At 64.9% G+C, this 15,793-nt stretch carries 18 protein-coding genes and 1 pseudogene; 14 read left to right on the top strand and 5 right to left on the bottom strand.

Annotated elements, in window-relative coordinates:
• A partial coding sequence (locus ABZW16_RS24140) for a catalase (protein WP_354958296.1) occupies positions 1–387 on the bottom strand: 387 nt, incomplete at its 3' end.
• 681 nt (positions 388–1,068) lie between these two features.
• Between ABZW16_RS24140 and ABZW16_RS24145 the strand changes: the two genes are divergently transcribed.
• Entirely contained in the window at positions 1,069–1,365 is a 297-nt protein-coding gene (locus tag ABZW16_RS24145; protein ID WP_354958251.1) for a hypothetical protein, read from the top strand.
• Positions 1,366–1,659: 294 nt separating this feature from the next.
• On the opposite strand, the gene ABZW16_RS24150 is transcribed toward ABZW16_RS24145, so the two are convergent.
• From ABZW16_RS24150 to ABZW16_RS24160, 3 genes are all read right to left on the bottom strand, one after another.
• A complete protein-coding gene (locus ABZW16_RS24150) occupies positions 1,660–2,130 on the bottom strand; it encodes a DUF2231 domain-containing protein (RefSeq protein WP_354958252.1) in 471 nt (156 codons plus the stop codon).
• A 101-nt stretch (positions 2,131–2,231) separates the two neighbouring features.
• Entirely contained in the window at positions 2,232–3,725 is a 1,494-nt protein-coding gene (locus ABZW16_RS24155; RefSeq protein WP_354958253.1) for a GAF domain-containing protein, read from the bottom strand.
• Between the two features lie 342 nt (positions 3,726–4,067).
• Complete coding sequence (locus ABZW16_RS24160) at positions 4,068–5,042, bottom strand: aldo/keto reductase (RefSeq protein WP_354958254.1); 975 nt, start codon at positions 5,040–5,042, stop codon at positions 4,068–4,070.
• 222 nt (positions 5,043–5,264) lie between these two features.
• Here ABZW16_RS24160 and ABZW16_RS24165 point away from each other — a divergent pair, with 222 nt between their 5' ends.
• From ABZW16_RS24165 to ABZW16_RS24215, 11 genes are all read left to right on the top strand, one after another.
• Positions 5,265–5,663 carry a response regulator transcription factor gene (locus ABZW16_RS24165; RefSeq protein ID WP_354958256.1) on the top strand — a complete coding sequence of 133 codons (399 nt, stop codon included), beginning with the start codon at positions 5,265–5,267 and terminating at the stop codon, positions 5,661–5,663.
• 196 nt (positions 5,664–5,859) lie between these two features.
• On the top strand, positions 5,860–6,558 hold the full coding sequence (locus tag ABZW16_RS24170) for an aquaporin (protein ID WP_354958257.1): 699 nt from the start codon (positions 5,860–5,862) through the stop codon (positions 6,556–6,558).
• A 145-nt stretch (positions 6,559–6,703) separates the two neighbouring features.
• A complete protein-coding gene (locus ABZW16_RS24175; protein WP_354958259.1) occupies positions 6,704–7,654 on the top strand; it encodes an SDR family NAD(P)-dependent oxidoreductase in 951 nt (316 codons plus the stop codon).
• 517 nt (positions 7,655–8,171) lie between these two features.
• Entirely contained in the window at positions 8,172–8,501 is a 330-nt protein-coding gene (locus ABZW16_RS24180; protein WP_354958261.1) for a PadR family transcriptional regulator, read from the top strand.
• 2 nt (positions 8,502–8,503) lie between these two features.
• Positions 8,504–8,860, top strand: a complete 357-nt coding sequence (locus tag ABZW16_RS24185) for a DUF1048 domain-containing protein (protein ID WP_354958262.1) — start codon at positions 8,504–8,506, stop codon at positions 8,858–8,860.
• 8 nt (positions 8,861–8,868) lie between these two features.
• Positions 8,869–9,678 carry an ATP-binding cassette domain-containing protein gene (locus tag ABZW16_RS24190; protein ID WP_354958263.1) on the top strand — a complete coding sequence of 270 codons (810 nt, stop codon included), beginning with the start codon at positions 8,869–8,871 and terminating at the stop codon, positions 9,676–9,678.
• The gene (locus ABZW16_RS24195; protein ID WP_354958264.1) at positions 9,675–10,436 is read left to right on the top strand and encodes an ABC transporter permease; all 762 of its coding nucleotides are present in this window, start codon (positions 9,675–9,677) and stop codon (positions 10,434–10,436) included. The genes ABZW16_RS24190 and ABZW16_RS24195 overlap by 4 nt, the downstream gene beginning before the upstream one ends.
• Before the next feature lie 303 nt (positions 10,437–10,739).
• Positions 10,740–12,086 (top strand): MMPL family transporter, encoded by a 1,347-nt coding sequence (locus ABZW16_RS24200; RefSeq protein ID WP_354958265.1) that lies wholly within the window; start codon positions 10,740–10,742, stop codon positions 12,084–12,086.
• Positions 12,013–12,876: an MMPL family transporter gene (locus tag ABZW16_RS24205; RefSeq protein ID WP_354958266.1), complete on the top strand. Its 864-nt coding sequence runs from the start codon at positions 12,013–12,015 to the stop codon at positions 12,874–12,876. Before ABZW16_RS24200 ends, ABZW16_RS24205 begins: the two co-directional genes overlap by 74 nt.
• Before the next feature lie 588 nt (positions 12,877–13,464).
• Positions 13,465–14,283, top strand: coding sequence for an SDR family NAD(P)-dependent oxidoreductase (locus ABZW16_RS24210; protein ID WP_354958267.1), 819 nt, complete (start codon positions 13,465–13,467; stop codon positions 14,281–14,283).
• Positions 14,284–14,709: 426 nt separating this feature from the next.
• On the top strand, positions 14,710–15,087 hold the full coding sequence (locus ABZW16_RS24215; RefSeq protein WP_354958268.1) for a helix-turn-helix domain-containing protein: 378 nt from the start codon (positions 14,710–14,712) through the stop codon (positions 15,085–15,087).
• Positions 15,088–15,132: 45 nt separating this feature from the next.
• Here the strand turns inward: ABZW16_RS24215 and ABZW16_RS24220 are convergent.
• A pseudogene (locus tag ABZW16_RS24220) lies at positions 15,133–15,228 on the bottom strand (DNA-binding response regulator); the annotation flags it as partial.
• Positions 15,229–15,248: 20 nt separating this feature from the next.
• On the opposite strand from ABZW16_RS24220, the gene ABZW16_RS24225 reads away from it, so the two are divergent.
• Positions 15,249–15,518, top strand: coding sequence for a hypothetical protein (locus ABZW16_RS24225; protein WP_354958269.1), 270 nt, complete (start codon positions 15,249–15,251; stop codon positions 15,516–15,518).
• 93 nt (positions 15,519–15,611) lie between these two features.
• Positions 15,612–15,773 (top strand): hypothetical protein, encoded by a 162-nt coding sequence (locus ABZW16_RS24230; RefSeq protein WP_354958270.1) that lies wholly within the window; start codon positions 15,612–15,614, stop codon positions 15,771–15,773.
• Positions 15,774–15,793: the final 20 nt, after the last annotated feature.

Below are 15,793 nucleotides of genomic sequence, written 5' to 3' on the forward strand. Positions count from 1 at the left end.
TGTGTTATTGCCGACCAGATCGAAATTGCCCTGCTCGGTGTAGAACCTCACGGCGAACCCACGCAGATCCCGCACGGTGTCGGGATACCCCTGTTCACCGGCGACCGCGGAAAACCGCACCAGCACTTCCGTTCGCTTGCCGGGCTGGAACACAGCGGCCTTGGTGTAGGCACTGACATCGTGGGTCACTTCGAACGTGCCGAACGCCCCGCCGCCTTTAGCATGCGGTTGCCGTTCCGGCAGGCGCTCACGATTGAACGCCGCCATCTTTTCGATCAGATACGCGTCGTTCAGGAGGATCGGGCCATCCGGGCCAACTGTCAAGGAATGGTCATCGCTCGGTGCCGGAATTCCGGCGGCATCGGTTGTGTAGTTCGGCTCAGACATCTTTCTCCTCTTCCACAGACATAGAGCCGCAGCCCCCATCGGAGCGTTGTGCGTCGTCGGCGGGCGTGGCGGTCGTGGGCCGCGTAATCGGTGGCTGAACCTGGCTCCACCTCGCCGAAGGCAGTTGGTGAGCCAAGTCGTCGGTCGGTGTCATATACGGCACCGCGGACAACCCGGCCGCGTGCAGGCGGCGAGCACAAGTCCAGTGCTCGTGTCGAGACCGAAATAGCTACAAACACAACGGGTGTTTCTCGAGAGTCGTGAGCACCGTCTACCCCGTGGCAGCCTGCGGATCGACACCGCGAAGCAGTCCAGCATCTGCCACGACCAACCATCCCGTCGTGCTCCAATTCGATCACGGCCGAGGGAACCTTTCAACCCACCCGGCGACGGTCGGCACCGACCCAGCACTGGGCAGTCGCCGCTACGCCGCGTTGTCCTGGAGTGCGCCTGCGTTGAGGACTGCCGCCATGTCGCCCAGCGAGTCGATCAGCTTGTTGATGTGGGCGGCCGTCAGCCGAACAGTCTGCGGGACCTGCCCACGGCAACGCGGTTGCTGGTGGCATGCAGGTAGGAATATCGGCTGGCGGGAAGCATGGATGGGTGTCAGCCGTGGCGACGTGGGCTCGCTGGAGCGCGATTCTAAATGTGTCCATACAGGCCATTGAAGGGAGCGCAACCATGCGAATCAGAAACTACATCACACCGGTGTTGGCGGTGGGAGCGGCAGCAATAGCTATCGTAGCCGCGCCGACGGCCCAAGCCGATCCCGTTTCGGCTCCGGCGGCCGTTATCGCCACCCCGGGAGTCGTGGCCGCCCGTGGTGGGGCGGCCGGTCACGGCGGCGGCTTTCACGGCAGCGGCTTTCATGGCGGCTGGGGTCACGGCGGCTGGGGTCACGGCGGCTGGGATCACCGCTGGTATGGCGACTGCGGCCAGCCCTGGACGGCAGCCGTTTGCGGTTCATCTTTCTACTGAGAGCCGTCCCGTGCGACCGCGCCTCGATCAGAGATGGGAGTTGCGTAGCGCCGCGAGGCAGACGCCGATTCCTGTTGCAGCACTGAGTATTTGATGATCAGCGAGCGCTATGACGCGCTCTCGGGTCAGCGCGGGCGAGTCGTCGCCGAGTACTTGCCGAGGATCCACTCGGACGCGTGCCGAACCTTGCGGACACGACGCTGGCCAATTGGTTCTTGGGCCATCCAGTTGGGTGGCACCGGCGCCTGTGCCAGCAGCGCTTGCAGCCGGAGCGAAACCAGACATTGCCAGGATCTACCGCGAGGTCGGCTGCGTCTGCACCGTTTGGTTACGGTCGCCCCAGGTTGCCCGGGCGCCGGAATCCCCGATCCGATACACCTGCACGGTGGCCGCGACGCCGCTGGCGACGGCCAGGACCGCAACTGCGACCACCACCGCGCGAGCCACCGGCTTGCTGCGCCGCTCCCGGAGATGGACGGCCACCAGCAGCCCGGTGGCCACCAGCATGGGCAGCACGAAGTAGAGCAGAGTGTCGCCCAGGTGGGTGTGGGTATGTAGCGCCGGCGACCGCCCCACCCGCTTCTCCAGCCATTCACCCGCGTCGGTGGTCACCGGCGTCAGCACCAGGGTGACCGCGGCGAGCACCACGACAAACCAGATCATCCGCCGGCGGATCACCGGCCACACGGCCGACAGCACCAACAGCAGCGCGGTCAGCGGCACGAACACAACGATGGCGTGCACCAGGAGTATGTGGGCGGGCAAACCATTGATCGTCGACGTAGCCGTTCTCCTCGAATTCCGGCCACCGAGTGGCACCGGCCGTCAGTGTGGCCAACCGTCGCTGAAAGCCCGCTGAGAACGAGTCATGCGACGGTGTACGGGATCATGGCGTGCAGCGACGTCCCCGCTCCGGCATGACTGGCAATATCCATCCGGCCCCCGAGGGCTTCGATGCGGTCTCGCAAACCGATCAATCCGGATCCCTTGGCTGGGTCGGCGCCGCCGATTCCGTCGTCGCGGATCGAGAGTTGGAGCGTGTTGCCATCGGTGTTGGCGCGCACGGTCACCTCGGTGGCCTGCGCATGTTTGGCCGTGTTCGTCAGTGCCTCTGCCGCAATGTAATACGCGGCTATTTCGGTGGATTTTGGTAGGCGCGGGTCGAGGTCGAGATCGAGATCGACCGGTACCGTGCAGCGGCGGGCGAGTGCCTTGAGCGCCGGGCCGAGTCCGCCTTTCGACAGGATCGCCGGATGGATCCCGCGTGAGATCTCGCGGAGTTCGTCCGAGACGCCGACCAGGCCCTGCACTATGTCGGAGAGTTGCGCTTCGAGCGTGGTCAGCTCGGGTGGCACCGACGCCTCTACCGTGCGGAGCGCGAGTCCCAGCGAAACGAGGCGCTGTTGTGCCCCATCGTGCAGATCGCGTTCGATGCGGCGCCGTGTCTCGTCGGCAGCCGCGACGATGCGGGCGCGCGATGCGGTGAGTTCGGCCCGGGCCTCGGCGTTCGCGATCGCGGTCGCGACCAGGTCCGCGAATTCGGCGAGGCGTTGCTCGGTGTCGGACGGCAGCGGCTCGCGGCGCGACGATCCCGCGACGATCGCGCCCCACAGGTGGCCGTCGACGACGATCGGCGCTCCGACCCCCGAGCGCAGACCCAGCGCACGGATGCGGGCGGCGGCCGAGCCGGTCGCATGGTCGTGGCTGTCCATCCGAGCGGTGGCTCCGGTGTGCAGCACCATCGCCGCGATGTTCTCGCCCTCGAGCGTGAGCCGCTCACCGACCGGCATCTTGGGCAATCCAGGTTCGTCGCGTGCCGCGACGAACCTGCCCGAACCATCGGGTTCGTAGCGGAGCAGGGCCGCGTTGACCACGCCCAGACACCTGGCCGACTCCTCCGCCACCGCAGCGAACACCTCCGACGCTGCCGCACCGCGCGCGACCAGAGTGGCAACCCGCCGCAACGCGGCTTGTTGTTCGGAAATGAGATCGGCGGCCCGACGGCGGCGATTTGCCTCGGCCGCATGCGATCGGGCCAGTGCCGCAAGGGTATTGGCCAGCAGTGCCACGCAGAGGAAGACCGCGATGGCGACGCCGTTCTGGGCCGCAGTCGGAACGAAATCCGCGGGCCAGTTGCGGAAATAGTCGAAGGCAATGGCACTGGCGACCGATGTCGCCACCGCCAGCCCGAGTCCCCATACAGTCGAGACCACCAGCACGCCCAGCAGATAGACGACACCGAAAGCGTCGCCCGGGGCGACATGCTCGAGCCAGATGATGAGAACCGACTCCGCCGCAATGCACAACGCAGCCACCGCGACCCCCAGTAGCAGCGGCGGGGCCGCTGGACGCATCGACATCGCAAGCAACCGTGCACGCAGGGAGACGGATTCCGTATCGCTACGGCGGCATGTGGACATCGCACCTGGCGTGGATGCTGGCCATCCGCGCGCCCCAGACCGTTTCCACTTCATGACCCAGCGCTCACACCGATCGCCGATGAGTTCGGACGAGGTCCTCGAAATTCGATCTCAATCGTAGCCGTGCAGCACACACCATGCGGATGACCGGTCATCGGCGCCTATCCGGCTATGGCCGAGCCATACCTGACTTCGTCGTCCGGCGTACGCGCTGTTGACCACCGAGGCGATGTCAACGCCATGCTCCCTGGCGGCAGCCGCCATTCCGCGGACGCTCGGCGATCACACACTCTCCGGAGACGGCCCGGCAATCGGCCTGGCCCGTACCATGATCTTGTCGATCTCCTCCAAATCGGTATCGCCGAGCACGACATCCGCGGCGCCGAGGCTGTCTTGGATATGGTCGACACGCCGGGCGCCGACGATCGCGACGTGCACGGCAGGGTTCGCCAAGGTCCAGGCGATCGCCAATTGGCCGACCGTGATATTGCGGTCGGCGGCAAACTTCTCCAGTCCCCGCAGGGCTGTCAGATTTTGCTGGTAGACCTCGCCGGTGAAGTCGGGGCTCGTGCTGCGCCAGTCGTCATCGGCGAACGTCGTATCCTCACGCAGCGTTCCGGTCAGCAAGCCATGTGCCAACGGCCCGTAGATCAGCACACCGATGTTCTGAACCCGGCAGTACGGCAGCAGGTCGTCCTCGACGTCACGCCGGAACAGGTGGTACGGCGGTTGCACCGTCTCCACCGGCAGTACGGCGGAGAATTCCGCAATCTGCGCCGGGCTGTAGTTCGAGACCCCGATGTGGCGGATCTTGCCCGCGGCGACGAGGTCGCCCAGTGCGCCCGCCGTCTCGGCGGCCGGTACGGTCGGATCCGGCCAATGCACCTGGTAGAGGTCGATGTGGTCGACGCCGAGCGCCGCCAGGCTGGCGTCCACTCCCTTGCGCAACCAGCCGGGGCTCGCGTCGCGGACCAGGCCGGTATCGGTTCGGCGCAGGCCGCCCTTCGTAGCGATCACGAGTTCGTCACGGGCGCTTGTGAGTTCGCGGCCCAGCGCCCTGGCCAGGATCCGTTCGGACGCGCCGAAGCCGTACGCCTGCGCGGTATCGAAGAAGTTGACACCGAGATCGCGGGCGCGCCGGATGGCCGTGATCGCGGCGTCCTCGTCGAACCGGCCCCACTCGCCGCCGAGTTGCCAAGTGCCGAAGGCAATTCGGGAAACGTGCAGTCCGCTTCTTCCCAAAATGGTTGTCTTCATATCGCTCTCCGAATCTCCGTAGGGGTGTTGGTGCCTACTGTTGTGCTCCGGCGGACGCTTGTCGCCGTGGCCAGCGCCCATCGGCAATTCCCGCCAACAGAAATCCGGCCTTCCCGGTAGCTGGACATGCCCCCGCTCGGGCACGGCAAGACACCACGGTGGTGCGGGGATTTCCGGGTAGCGGTAATGCACAGCTGTCACCAACTCGGGCAGACTGCGGTCATGATGTCGCGCGTTGGGCTGTTGCGCTGCCTGATTGTCGACGACAGCCGACACTTCCTCGAGGCCGCTCGCAACCTGCTGGAACAGCAGGGGATCTCGGTCGTCGGCGTGGCGTCCAGCGGCGCCGAGGCGCTGCGGCGCGTCGAGGAACTTGCGCCCGGTGTCGTGCTGGCCGACATCGATCTCGGTGCGGAGAGCGGTTTCGAACTCGCCAAGCGGCTCGGTCCGAGCGTGCCGGTGATTCTGATCTCCACCCACGCCCAGCAGGACTTCGCCGACATGATCGCGGAGAGCCCGGCTGTGGGATTCCTGCCCAAATCGGAACTGTCGTCCCACGCCATCCGTGATCTGCTCCGGGGCGGAGGTACGGATCGGATCAGCGCGGGTCGAGGACGGTGATCACCGCACCGGGCGGTGACCGTCTGTTCGGGTGCATCGGACGTGGGCGTGTCGAGCGCAACCCGGGCCGATTACAGCTACCCGCCATCCACAGAGTGGTACTGGCGGGGAGCACGGATGGATGTCAGCACCGACGACACGAGCTCGCGTGACAGCGACTCTGGAAGTCCCAGAGGGCAATCCGAGGAGTCGCGACATGGTCACATTCGAAGAGACCGCCGCTGAACCACATGGGGCGACAGCTGCCCGCCGGACCGCTGCGAAGTACGTCGTCGAGCTGATCGGGACATTCTTCCTGGTCTTCACAGTCGGAACCAGCGTCCGCAGCGGCAGCCCGCTCGCACCACTGGCAATCGGCGCGGTGCTGATGGTGATGATCTACGCCGGCGGGCACGTGTCCGGTGGGCACTACAACCCGGCGGTGACGCTGGCGGTGCTGCTGCGGCATCGGATCACCCCGCGCGATGCCGTCCGATACTGGATCGTACAGCTGGTTGCCGGACTACTGGCCGCGGCGCTGGTGCGTGCTGTCGTGGATCCCGCGCAGCCCGCAGCCCCGACGCTGCTGACCCTCAACCACCACACCATCGGGGCCGCGTTCGTCGTCGAGCTGCTGTTCACCTTCGCGCTGTGCTACGTCGTGCTCAACGTCGCGACCAGCAAGAGCCATCCGGACAACTCGTTCTACGGGCTGGCGATCGGATTCACCGTGATGGCAGGGGCATTCGCGGTCGGCGCGATCTCCGGCGGAGCGTTCAATCCGGCGGTCTCGATCGGCGCGGCCGTGATGGGAATATTCACGTGGCCGACGCTGTGGGTGTACCTCGCTGCCCAACTCATCGCCGGCGCCGCCGCCGGTGCCACCTTCCTTGCCCTCGATCCCGACGACCGATGATCCGCCGTCGACGCGGGCGAGCCCATCCGGCGACTTGTTCATCGACTGCGGCCCTGGTGTGGGTGACGATTGGACCGTATGGCGACAGCGTTCTGGACGGAAGCCGAAGCAACCACTGACCTGGTCCACACGGAAGGAGTTCACGATGTCCACTACCGCATACGGCGCCACGACCACAGCGGCCGAGATCGTCGCCGACGTCGATCTTCATGGCCGGCGTGCCATCGTCACCGGCGCGAGCTCGGGAATTGGCACTGAAACGGCCCGTGCACTGGCCTCGGCCGGCGCCGAGGTCACCCTGGCCGTGCGAAAGCTCGACGCCGGTAGGAAAGTCGCAGACGAAATCGCCGAGAAGCTGCCGACCGGGGCGGGTGCGGTGTACGCGGCCCGGCTGGATCTATCCGACCCGGTGTCGGTAGCCGATTTCGGGCAGGCCTGGGCCGGGCCACTGCACATCCTGGTCAACAACGCAGGCGTCATGGCCCTGCCACAGCTGACCCGCACCCCGGCCGGGTATGAAATGCAATTCGCTACCAACCATCTCGGTCATTTCGCATTGGGTAGCGGCCTGCACCGGTGGCTGGCCGACGCCGATGGTGCCCGAGTGGTGTCCGTCGCCTCGATCGGACACCTGTTCTCCCCAGTAGTCTTCGACGACCTGCATTACCGGTTCCGTCCCTACGACCGGTGGACGTCCTACGGTCAGTCCAAGTCAGCCAACATTTTGTTCGCCGTCGGCGCCGCACAGCGCTGGGCCGACGACGGCATCACTGTTAATGCGCTCATGCCGGGCAACGTCGCCAGCACCGCACTCGCGCGACATATGAGCCCCGGCGATCTCGAGGCCTTCGGCGAACAGACCGAACTGGCGCTGCCGCCGGTCAAGACCGTCGAGCAAGGTGCCGCGACCTCGGTGTTGCTCGCCGCCAGCCCTCAGGTGGAGGGCGTTACGGGCCGCTACTACGAGGACTGCGCTCCAGCCCCCCAGGTCAGTGAACGTGCCGGCCACACCGGTGGGGTCGCGCCCTACGCACTCGACCCGGACAATGCCGAGCGCCTCTGGCGGATCTCCGAGGAACTCACCCGATGGTTCTGAGGTTGGTCTGAGGTCGCCATGATGATGGCGGTATCCCGCCGTCGAAGGTTGAGGTGCGAACTCTTCGGGTTTGCCCAGTCGGCGGAGATTCGGGAAGAAGGCACAGCGTTCAGGAACCGATGGGCGACGCACCCGGGCCTACCGCACTGCGAACCGAAGTAGATGACAGTAGCCCTCGCCCTGGTAGCCGACCGGCTACCAGGGCGATGTTCGTGGCTACACCGACCGAGCAAGCAAAGTGTTCGCCGTGACCGGCGAACTCGCGCGCGGCCGGGAGCGCCATACCTGATCAATGCGGCCTTGGTCGCGGCGTAGCCGAGCACGCAGGTGGTGCCGTCCTCGCCTCGGAACGGAGTCGGCTTCCGGACCGAAACATAGCTGTTCCGTGCGCCATTACTACCGAACCCCGACTTCTCCGGCCGAATCTCCCGCCGCCACTGGCAGTCTTGTGTCTTCACTATTCAGTGTTACTATCTACTAGTAGTCAGCGACACTGAGTACTACAAGAAGGTGGTCCATGGGCAAGCAGATAACGGAAATGCTCAAGGGCACGCTCGAGGGCATCGTCCTAGCGATCCTGGCTGTGCGGTCCGCGTACGGCTACGAGATCACGGCGTGGCTGCGCGAGCAGGGTTTCTCCGACATCGCCGAGGGCACCGTCTACGCCCTGCTGGTCAGGATCGAGAAAAGGGGCCTGGTCGACGTGGAGAAGATCCCGTCGGAGAAGGGGCCGCCGCGCAAGGTGTATTCCCTCAACGCGCAGGGACAGGAATATCTCGACGAGTTCTGGAGGACCTGGAGCTTCCTCTCCGAACGGCTCGAACAGCTCCAAGAAGGAGGCAAATAACCATGTTCATCGAAAAGGTAATCGGCGACCTCGGCGAGAAGCGGCGGTGGCGGCAGTACAAGGCACGCGCGAAACAGCTTCCCGAGTCCTATCGCACGGCCGTCGATGCTTTCGAGCGGTACCTGCTGGTCTTGGGTCCAGGGGGCGGCGTGTCGATATACGAGGACCTCCTCGAGCTGTTCGAGCAGAGCGCGGCGGATCGAACCCCGATCCAGGAGGTCGTCGGGGAGGACCCCGTCGAGTTCATCGATGCGTTCGCGCAGAACTATCAAGAGGATTCGTGGAAGAACCGCGAACGGGAACGGCTGCTCCGCGCCATAGCGCGCGCCGCCGGCGAAGACACCGGAACCGGAAGGTAGGCCGTTCGATGACGACACAGCTGGCTCCGGCGATCCATGTGCAAGGTCTGGAGAAGTCGTACAAGGAGCTCCATGTGCTGCGCGGCGTGGACTTCGAGGTGGCGCGGGGAAGCATTTTCGCATTGCTCGGCTCGAACGGGGCGGGCAAGACCACGGTCGTGAAAATCCTGTCCACGCTGCTGAAGGCGGATGCGGGGACGGCCGGCGTCAACGGCTTCGACGTCGCCACTGAGCCGACACAGGTGCGGGAGTCCATCAGCCTCACCGGGCAGTTCGCAGCTGTCGACGAGATCCTCAGCGGGCGTGAGAATCTCGTGCTGATCGCGCACTTGCGGCGCGTCGCGAACCCGGGCGCGATCGCGGACGGCCTGCTCGAGCGTTTCTCGCTGACCGACGCGGCCACACGGAAAGTGTCGACGTATTCGGGTGGCATGCGCCGTCGCCTCGATATCGCGATGAGCCTGATCGGGAATCCGCCGGTCATCTTCCTCGACGAGCCGACGACCGGGCTCGACCCCCAGGCGCGCGTCGAGGTGTGGCAGGCCGTCAAGGAACTCGCAGAGCACGGCACCACGGTGCTGCTCACGACGCAGTATCTGGACGAGGCCGAACAGCTCGCCGACCGGATCGCGATCCTGCACGAGGGTCGGATCATCGTCAACGGCACCCTCGCCGAACTCAAGCAACTCCTCCCGCCCGCCAAGGTCGAATACGTCGAGAAGCAGCCGACCCTCGAGGACGTCTTCTTCGCCATCGTCGGTGACAACGGCAAGGGCGATTCCGCCGTGTCGGCTCCAACGAGTAAGGAACACCGATGACCACGCATTTCCTCGGAGACACCGGATACCTGCTGGGACGATCCCTGCGCCACATCACACGCAGCGTGGACACGATCATCACTACCGCGATCACGCCGATCGCCATGATGCTGCTGTTCGTCTACGTGTTCGGCGGCGCGATCGACTCAGGGTCGGATTCGTATGTGACCTACCTGCTGCCCGGCATTCTGCTCATGACAATCGCCTCGGGCATCTCCTACACCGCATACCGGCTCTTCATGGATATGAAGAACGGCATCGTCGAGCGATTCCAGTCCATGCCGATCGCACGGTCGTCCATCCTGTGGGCGCACGTGCTGACCTCGCTGGTCGCCAACCTGATCTCACTCGTGGTCGTCGTGCTCGTCGCCCTGCTCATGGGCTTCCGCTCCGGTGCGGGACTGGCGGCGTGGCTCGCGGTCGCCGGCATCCTGCTCCTGTTCACCATGGCGCTGACGTGGCTGGCCGTCATCCCCGGTCTCACCGCGAAGACCCCGGACGGTGCGGGCGCATTCTCCTACCCGCTCATATTCCTGCCGTTCATCAGCTCGGCATTCGTGCCAACCGATTCCATGCCCGGCCCGGTGCGCGCCTTCGCCGAACACCAGCCGGTGACCTCGATCGTCAACACCATCCGCGACCTGTTCGCACAGCAGCCGGTCGGTTCCGGCATCTGGACCGCCCTGGCCTGGTGTGTCGGCATCCTCATCGTCGCGTACTTCTTCGCCATCAGGACTTACCGCCGCAAGATTTCCTAACGCGCCCACGGCAATTCGGGGGTATTCAGGTCGGATCCGACGCTGACACGGTGATGTCTTCTTTCTCGGCCGGCGTCCGCTCGGCCAAGTGAGCAAAGCGTCAACACCACGAGCAACCTGCTCATGCCGCGTATTCTGCTGCCCGTCCTCGGCAGCAGGTTCGCCTCACCGACTCCATGCCGAACGGTTTGTGCCGGTTCGCCGATGATCAACCCTTCACGCCGATCATCGAAACCCGATGCCAGCCAGGCGATTCCCTGAAGGCCAGCTCCCGACAGCAACAATTCTCGAAAGGACCTAATCATGTTCGCACGACTGGGCTCGCTGGTCGTCCGCCGTCCATGGTGGACGATCGGCACCTGGGTGCTGATCATCATCGCGGTGGTCGCGACCGCTCCGAAACTGACCGCGACCACCGACCAATCCTCCTTCCTGCCTTCGCATTACGAATCGATCCAGGCGGCAGAGCTGCAGGAGAAGGCATTTCCCGACTCCGCCGCGCCCGCCGCGATCCTGGTGTTCGAACGAACCGATGACGGGCCGCTCAGCACGGCCGACGAGGCAGCCGTCGAGTCCATCGCCGAACAGCTCAATCAGGCACATCTGAGCGATGTCACCGGAATTCAGACGGTCCCGCCGTCGGACAACCGGCTCATCCAGATCGCCGCGGTGCAGATGACCAAGGTCACCAACCCCAGCGATACCCGGCAAAGCGACGCGGTCAAGGCACTGCGTAAAGCATTGCAGGACAAGGTGCACGACACCGGCCTGAAGGTCGGCGTCACCGGCTCGGCCGCGCAGAACCTCGACGCACAGGAGTCCTCGACCAAGGGCCTGGCCATCATCGGATTCGCAACCGTCGGTCTGATTCTGCTGCTGCTGCTGTTGATCTTCCGCAGCCCGGTGATCGCGCTGCTGCCGATCGTTGTCATCGGCGCGATCTCCCTGGCCGTCAATGGTCTGATCGCCATGGTGAGCGAGGCATTCGACCTGAAGATCGACAGTTCGGTCAGTTCCATCCTGGTGGTGGTGCTGTACGGGGTCGGCACCGACTACATCCTGTTCCTGATGTTCCGCTACCGAGAGCGGCTGCGGGCCGGAGAGGATCCCAAGACCGCGATGGTCAGCGCCGTCACTCGGGTCGGTGAGGCGATCACCTCTGCAGCCGGCGCGGTGATCATCGCATTCATGGCGCTGACGCTGTCGACCCTGGGCCTGTTCCGCTCGCTCGGACCGGCGCTGGCGATCGCGGTGGCGGTGGCGCTGCTGGCCGGGCTCACTCTGGTCCCGGCGATCGTTTCACTGTTCGGCACCAAGGTGTTCTGGCCATCGAAGGCATGGCGCACCGCACCGAAGGGGGCCGTGTTCGCCGGATTGGGCCGCGGGCTCGGCCGACGGCCCGCGGTGTTCGCGGTGGCGGGCCGGCGGCCTGCTGACCGTGCTCGGCGTGTTCGCCGTCGGATTCAACCCGACCTTCGACCTCACCTCGGGCTCGACCTCCAATGCGTCCGAATCGGTGGTCTACAGCAAGGAATTGCTCAAGGGCATGCCCGCCGGTGTCACCCAGCCTTCGGATGTGTTGCTGCGGTCGCCGAATTCGCTGAGCCAGGACCAGTTGGAGTCCTACCGCACGGCGCTGACTCGACTTGACGGTGTCGGCCAGGTCTCGGAACCGACACTGTCGCAGGACAATTCGGTCGCCGACTTCAAAGTCACACTGACGTCCGCACCCGAATCGGACCAGGCGATCGATACGGTGCGGGGTCCACTGCGGACCGCGGCCCACGCGGCGGCACCGCCCGGAACTACAGCGGTGGTCGGCGGCATTACCTCGGTATTCGTCGACTTCCAAGACGCGATGAACCACGACTACCGAATCGTGTTCCCGGTGGCGGCGATCCTGATCATGATCGTGCTGGCGCTGCTGCTGCGCAGTCTGGTGGCGCCGTGGTACCTGATGGCGTCGGTATTCCTGGGCTTCGCGGCCACCCTGGGTGCGTCGGTGCTGGTTTTCCAGCACCTGCAGCACGAATCCGGGCTCGTCTTCACCCTGCCGGTGATCATGTACCTGTTCGTGGTCGCGCTCGGCACCGACTACAACATCCTGATGGTCGCCCGGTTGCGGGAGGAGGCACGTGAAGGCCACGAGCCGAAGCGGGCCGCCGCCCTGGCCCTGCACCACACCGGGCCGACCATCGCCGCGGCGGGCCTCATCCTGGCAGGCACCTTCGCCTCGATGATGTTGGCGGGCAACACCACACTGTCACAGATGGGCTTCGCCATCTCGGTAGGCATCGCGATCGCGGCCTTCGTCATGGCGATGTTCTTCACCCCGGCGCTGACCGCGCTGATCGGCCACCGCGCCTGGTGGCCGGGCCACGCCGATACCAGGCCGAAGTCGCAGCCGAGTCACTACCGAGAGCCGGTGCGGATGAACTGATCTCGATATCGAAGCCGGGCCATCCTTACGGATGGCCCGGCTTCGTTCACTGCGCCCAGCCCGTGGGACGCGGCCCGCATCGGCAGCAGCGCGGCGTCGTTGGTCCTCTGCGGACTCCGTTACTCGGCAATGCTTTATGGCGAACCCCGACGCAGGCCCCATACAGAACCTGCCGTATCCGGCAAATGATCGCCCGGCATCGCCACCGGGTTGTTAATTATCCATCAAAGCGAGTGCGGCGGGCTTGTCCGCAATGTGCGGGGTGCGTTTATATCACGGTGTGACTGCAACTTTCGGCCCTTGTCGCGCCATGCGCATCGCGGCTGTCGTTGCTCGGCACCGCGTGGAGCGCATGGCGTCCCCCTGGAGCTGTTCGGCTTCGGGAGTGAGGACGAACCGCCGAGTCCGGTGTAGCCGGTCTGTCCTATTCCCATAGCCGCAAGTCTGTTCAGTGCGGTTTCACCGCTGAGCGTGCAAAGCATCTGCTCATGCGATGCGTCTGCGACATCTGGTCGTGAACCCCTTTCCGCGCGTCTCCGCACTGTTCCTCGCGGTGCGGCCAGTGCGCACTCACCCAACGGGAGAACTATGTCCGCAAACTCCTCCACCGCGCGTACCGTGCTCGTAACCGGTGTCGATGACCGCCTGGGTTTCGCGGTCGCCGAGCGTCTCATCGCTGACGGCGCCATCGTCATCGCGCACGTCCTGCAGAAGGATCACATCGACGAGATATTTGAACGGCTTTCGGCCGTGTCGCAGCCCAACCAGGTGCGCGTGGTGTGTGCCGACTTCGCCCGCCTCAGCGAGGTCGACGAACTCGGCCGCGCACTCACCGCGCAGTTGCCCCGCCTGGATGCACTGATCAACACCGCATCCATCGCGCCGCCGCAGCGGCGCACTCATACCGAGGACAGGCACGAACTGACCTTTCAGACCGACTACCTCTCGCCGCAACGCCTCACCATGGCCATGGCTCCCGCTTTGGCGGCAGTCCGCGGCCGGGTGGTCACTGTTACCTCGAGGCTGCATATCGGCGGCAATATCGAATACCCCGACCTCGATCGCAACCGCGGAATCTACACCCCGCTCGCGGTATACGCGCAGGCCAAGCTTGCCCTGACGATGTTCTGCCGGTCTCTGGCCGAGACCGGGCCCGCGGGACTCACCTCGGTCAGCGTGGCCCCTGCCGACTTCGAGATCGACCTTCCACAGCTGCGCAGCCATCGAACGGCGCCGCTCGACGCGGCCGCGTCGTTGCTGATCGCACTGAGCGCGCCGACGACGCCGGTTGTCAATAGCGGCTATTACGAGGGCACCGAACTCACGGAAGCGGCTGCACTGGTACGCAATTCGCGCTCGCGGACCCGGCTCGCGGCATGGAGCAATCGGCTCGTGCCTGCCGCGTAGAGCATTCAACACCCCTAGTAAGGAGATAGGCAACGTTGTCCAAACGAGCCAGCAAGAAACGCGCCCGCCGCAAGAAGAAAGCGAATCACGGCCATAAGCTCGGTCAGAGCTGACCGATCTTCGACGCTTCCACCGTTGAGCCGCGTGGGCCGTCGAGGGAAAGGAGCCGCCGCGCGCCCGGACAAGGACCGCGGCGGCTCGGCCATTCGAGTATGGATTCTCTTCTCAGAGAGCAGAACCCGCAGCGGCATGGTTGAAATTCGCTCGGGGCCGGCAGGCCGGGCCGGATCGTCATGTTGACCAATACTCACCCACGAACCGTTGCCGGTGCGAATCCGACATAGTCCCGGCGAAGGGAGCCACGTATGAATTCTGTAAAAAGTCATGCGGCGGTGCGAAAGATCCCATCAAGAGGAATTTGCGGCAATGAAGACGCCGCTAGCGTCCATAGCTGATGTGCACTCCCCTGAGGCAGTCGCCTCGATGAACGCTCAACCTGATGACATTGCAACGCTACGTGAGCTGGTCAGCCGCCGTTACGTCGTGGAGATTCTCGACGCCCTGTCGAATAGGCCCCACACATCTGCCGAACTGACCAGACTCATTCATGTGCGCCGCAACACGCTGGCGCACGTGCTGCGAGTGATCGCCTCGCAGGGGGTCATCACCGCCGATAGCCAAGGCAGCTGGGATCATTCGCTCGATTCGGCCGATGCGATCCGATTGACAGACCGAGGTACCCGCACCATCGAGTCCCTGTCGAACCTGTCGGTGTGGACGGCGTTGTACGAGCGCGCCGAATAAGCCCTCGAGCGGTCGCACCAGCGGAACGACTGTTCCCGGTCGAGGCAGATCCGTGCATCCCACCAGCTTGCCACGGTTGCGCACCAGCATCTCGAGGATTCCCCACTCGGTCGGCGTCAGAGGCACGGTGTGACCGTCCTTGGGTCAGGACCACGACAAGGATGCGCGAGCTGAGTGAGCGTGCGGACGACTTCGGCACGGAGCTTCCTGGCGGCGGAGATGGCGCCTGCTCTGGTTGCCGCGACCATAGGGGCATCGGAGTCGGCGCCGATGCTGGTAGCGAGCGTTTGATCTTGCACACGAAGATCGCGGGAGTGATCGAGCTGCCGCCGAAGTACATCTGCGGCGCCGAGGATGCCGATACGGTCTCCGGGAATGAAGACCAGCCAGCGAGACCGACCGATACGAGCTGTTTCTTCACGAAATCTTGACGGCGACCGTGGGTGACCGGCGATCTACGCTGAAATCACAGGAAGGCATATGGCCGGACCACATGCCCGAACACCGCTACCGAGGGGCTGGTCATGAACGCCATCGGCCGACCCGAAGTTTGGGCCGCCCAATCGGTGGATTTACCCACCTACAGCACCACCGCGGTCGCCATCGGCACCGCGATCCTGCTGATCATTATCGTGCTGATCACCGTCGCGGTGTTTCTGGCCACCCGAACCGGACGGCAAAAGTAGCGCCCGTACAGCACGGCCGT

The sequence above is a fragment of the Nocardia sp. NPDC004604 genome, from assembly GCF_040609795.1.
GTDB lineage: Bacteria > Actinomycetota > Actinomycetes > Mycobacteriales > Mycobacteriaceae > Nocardia.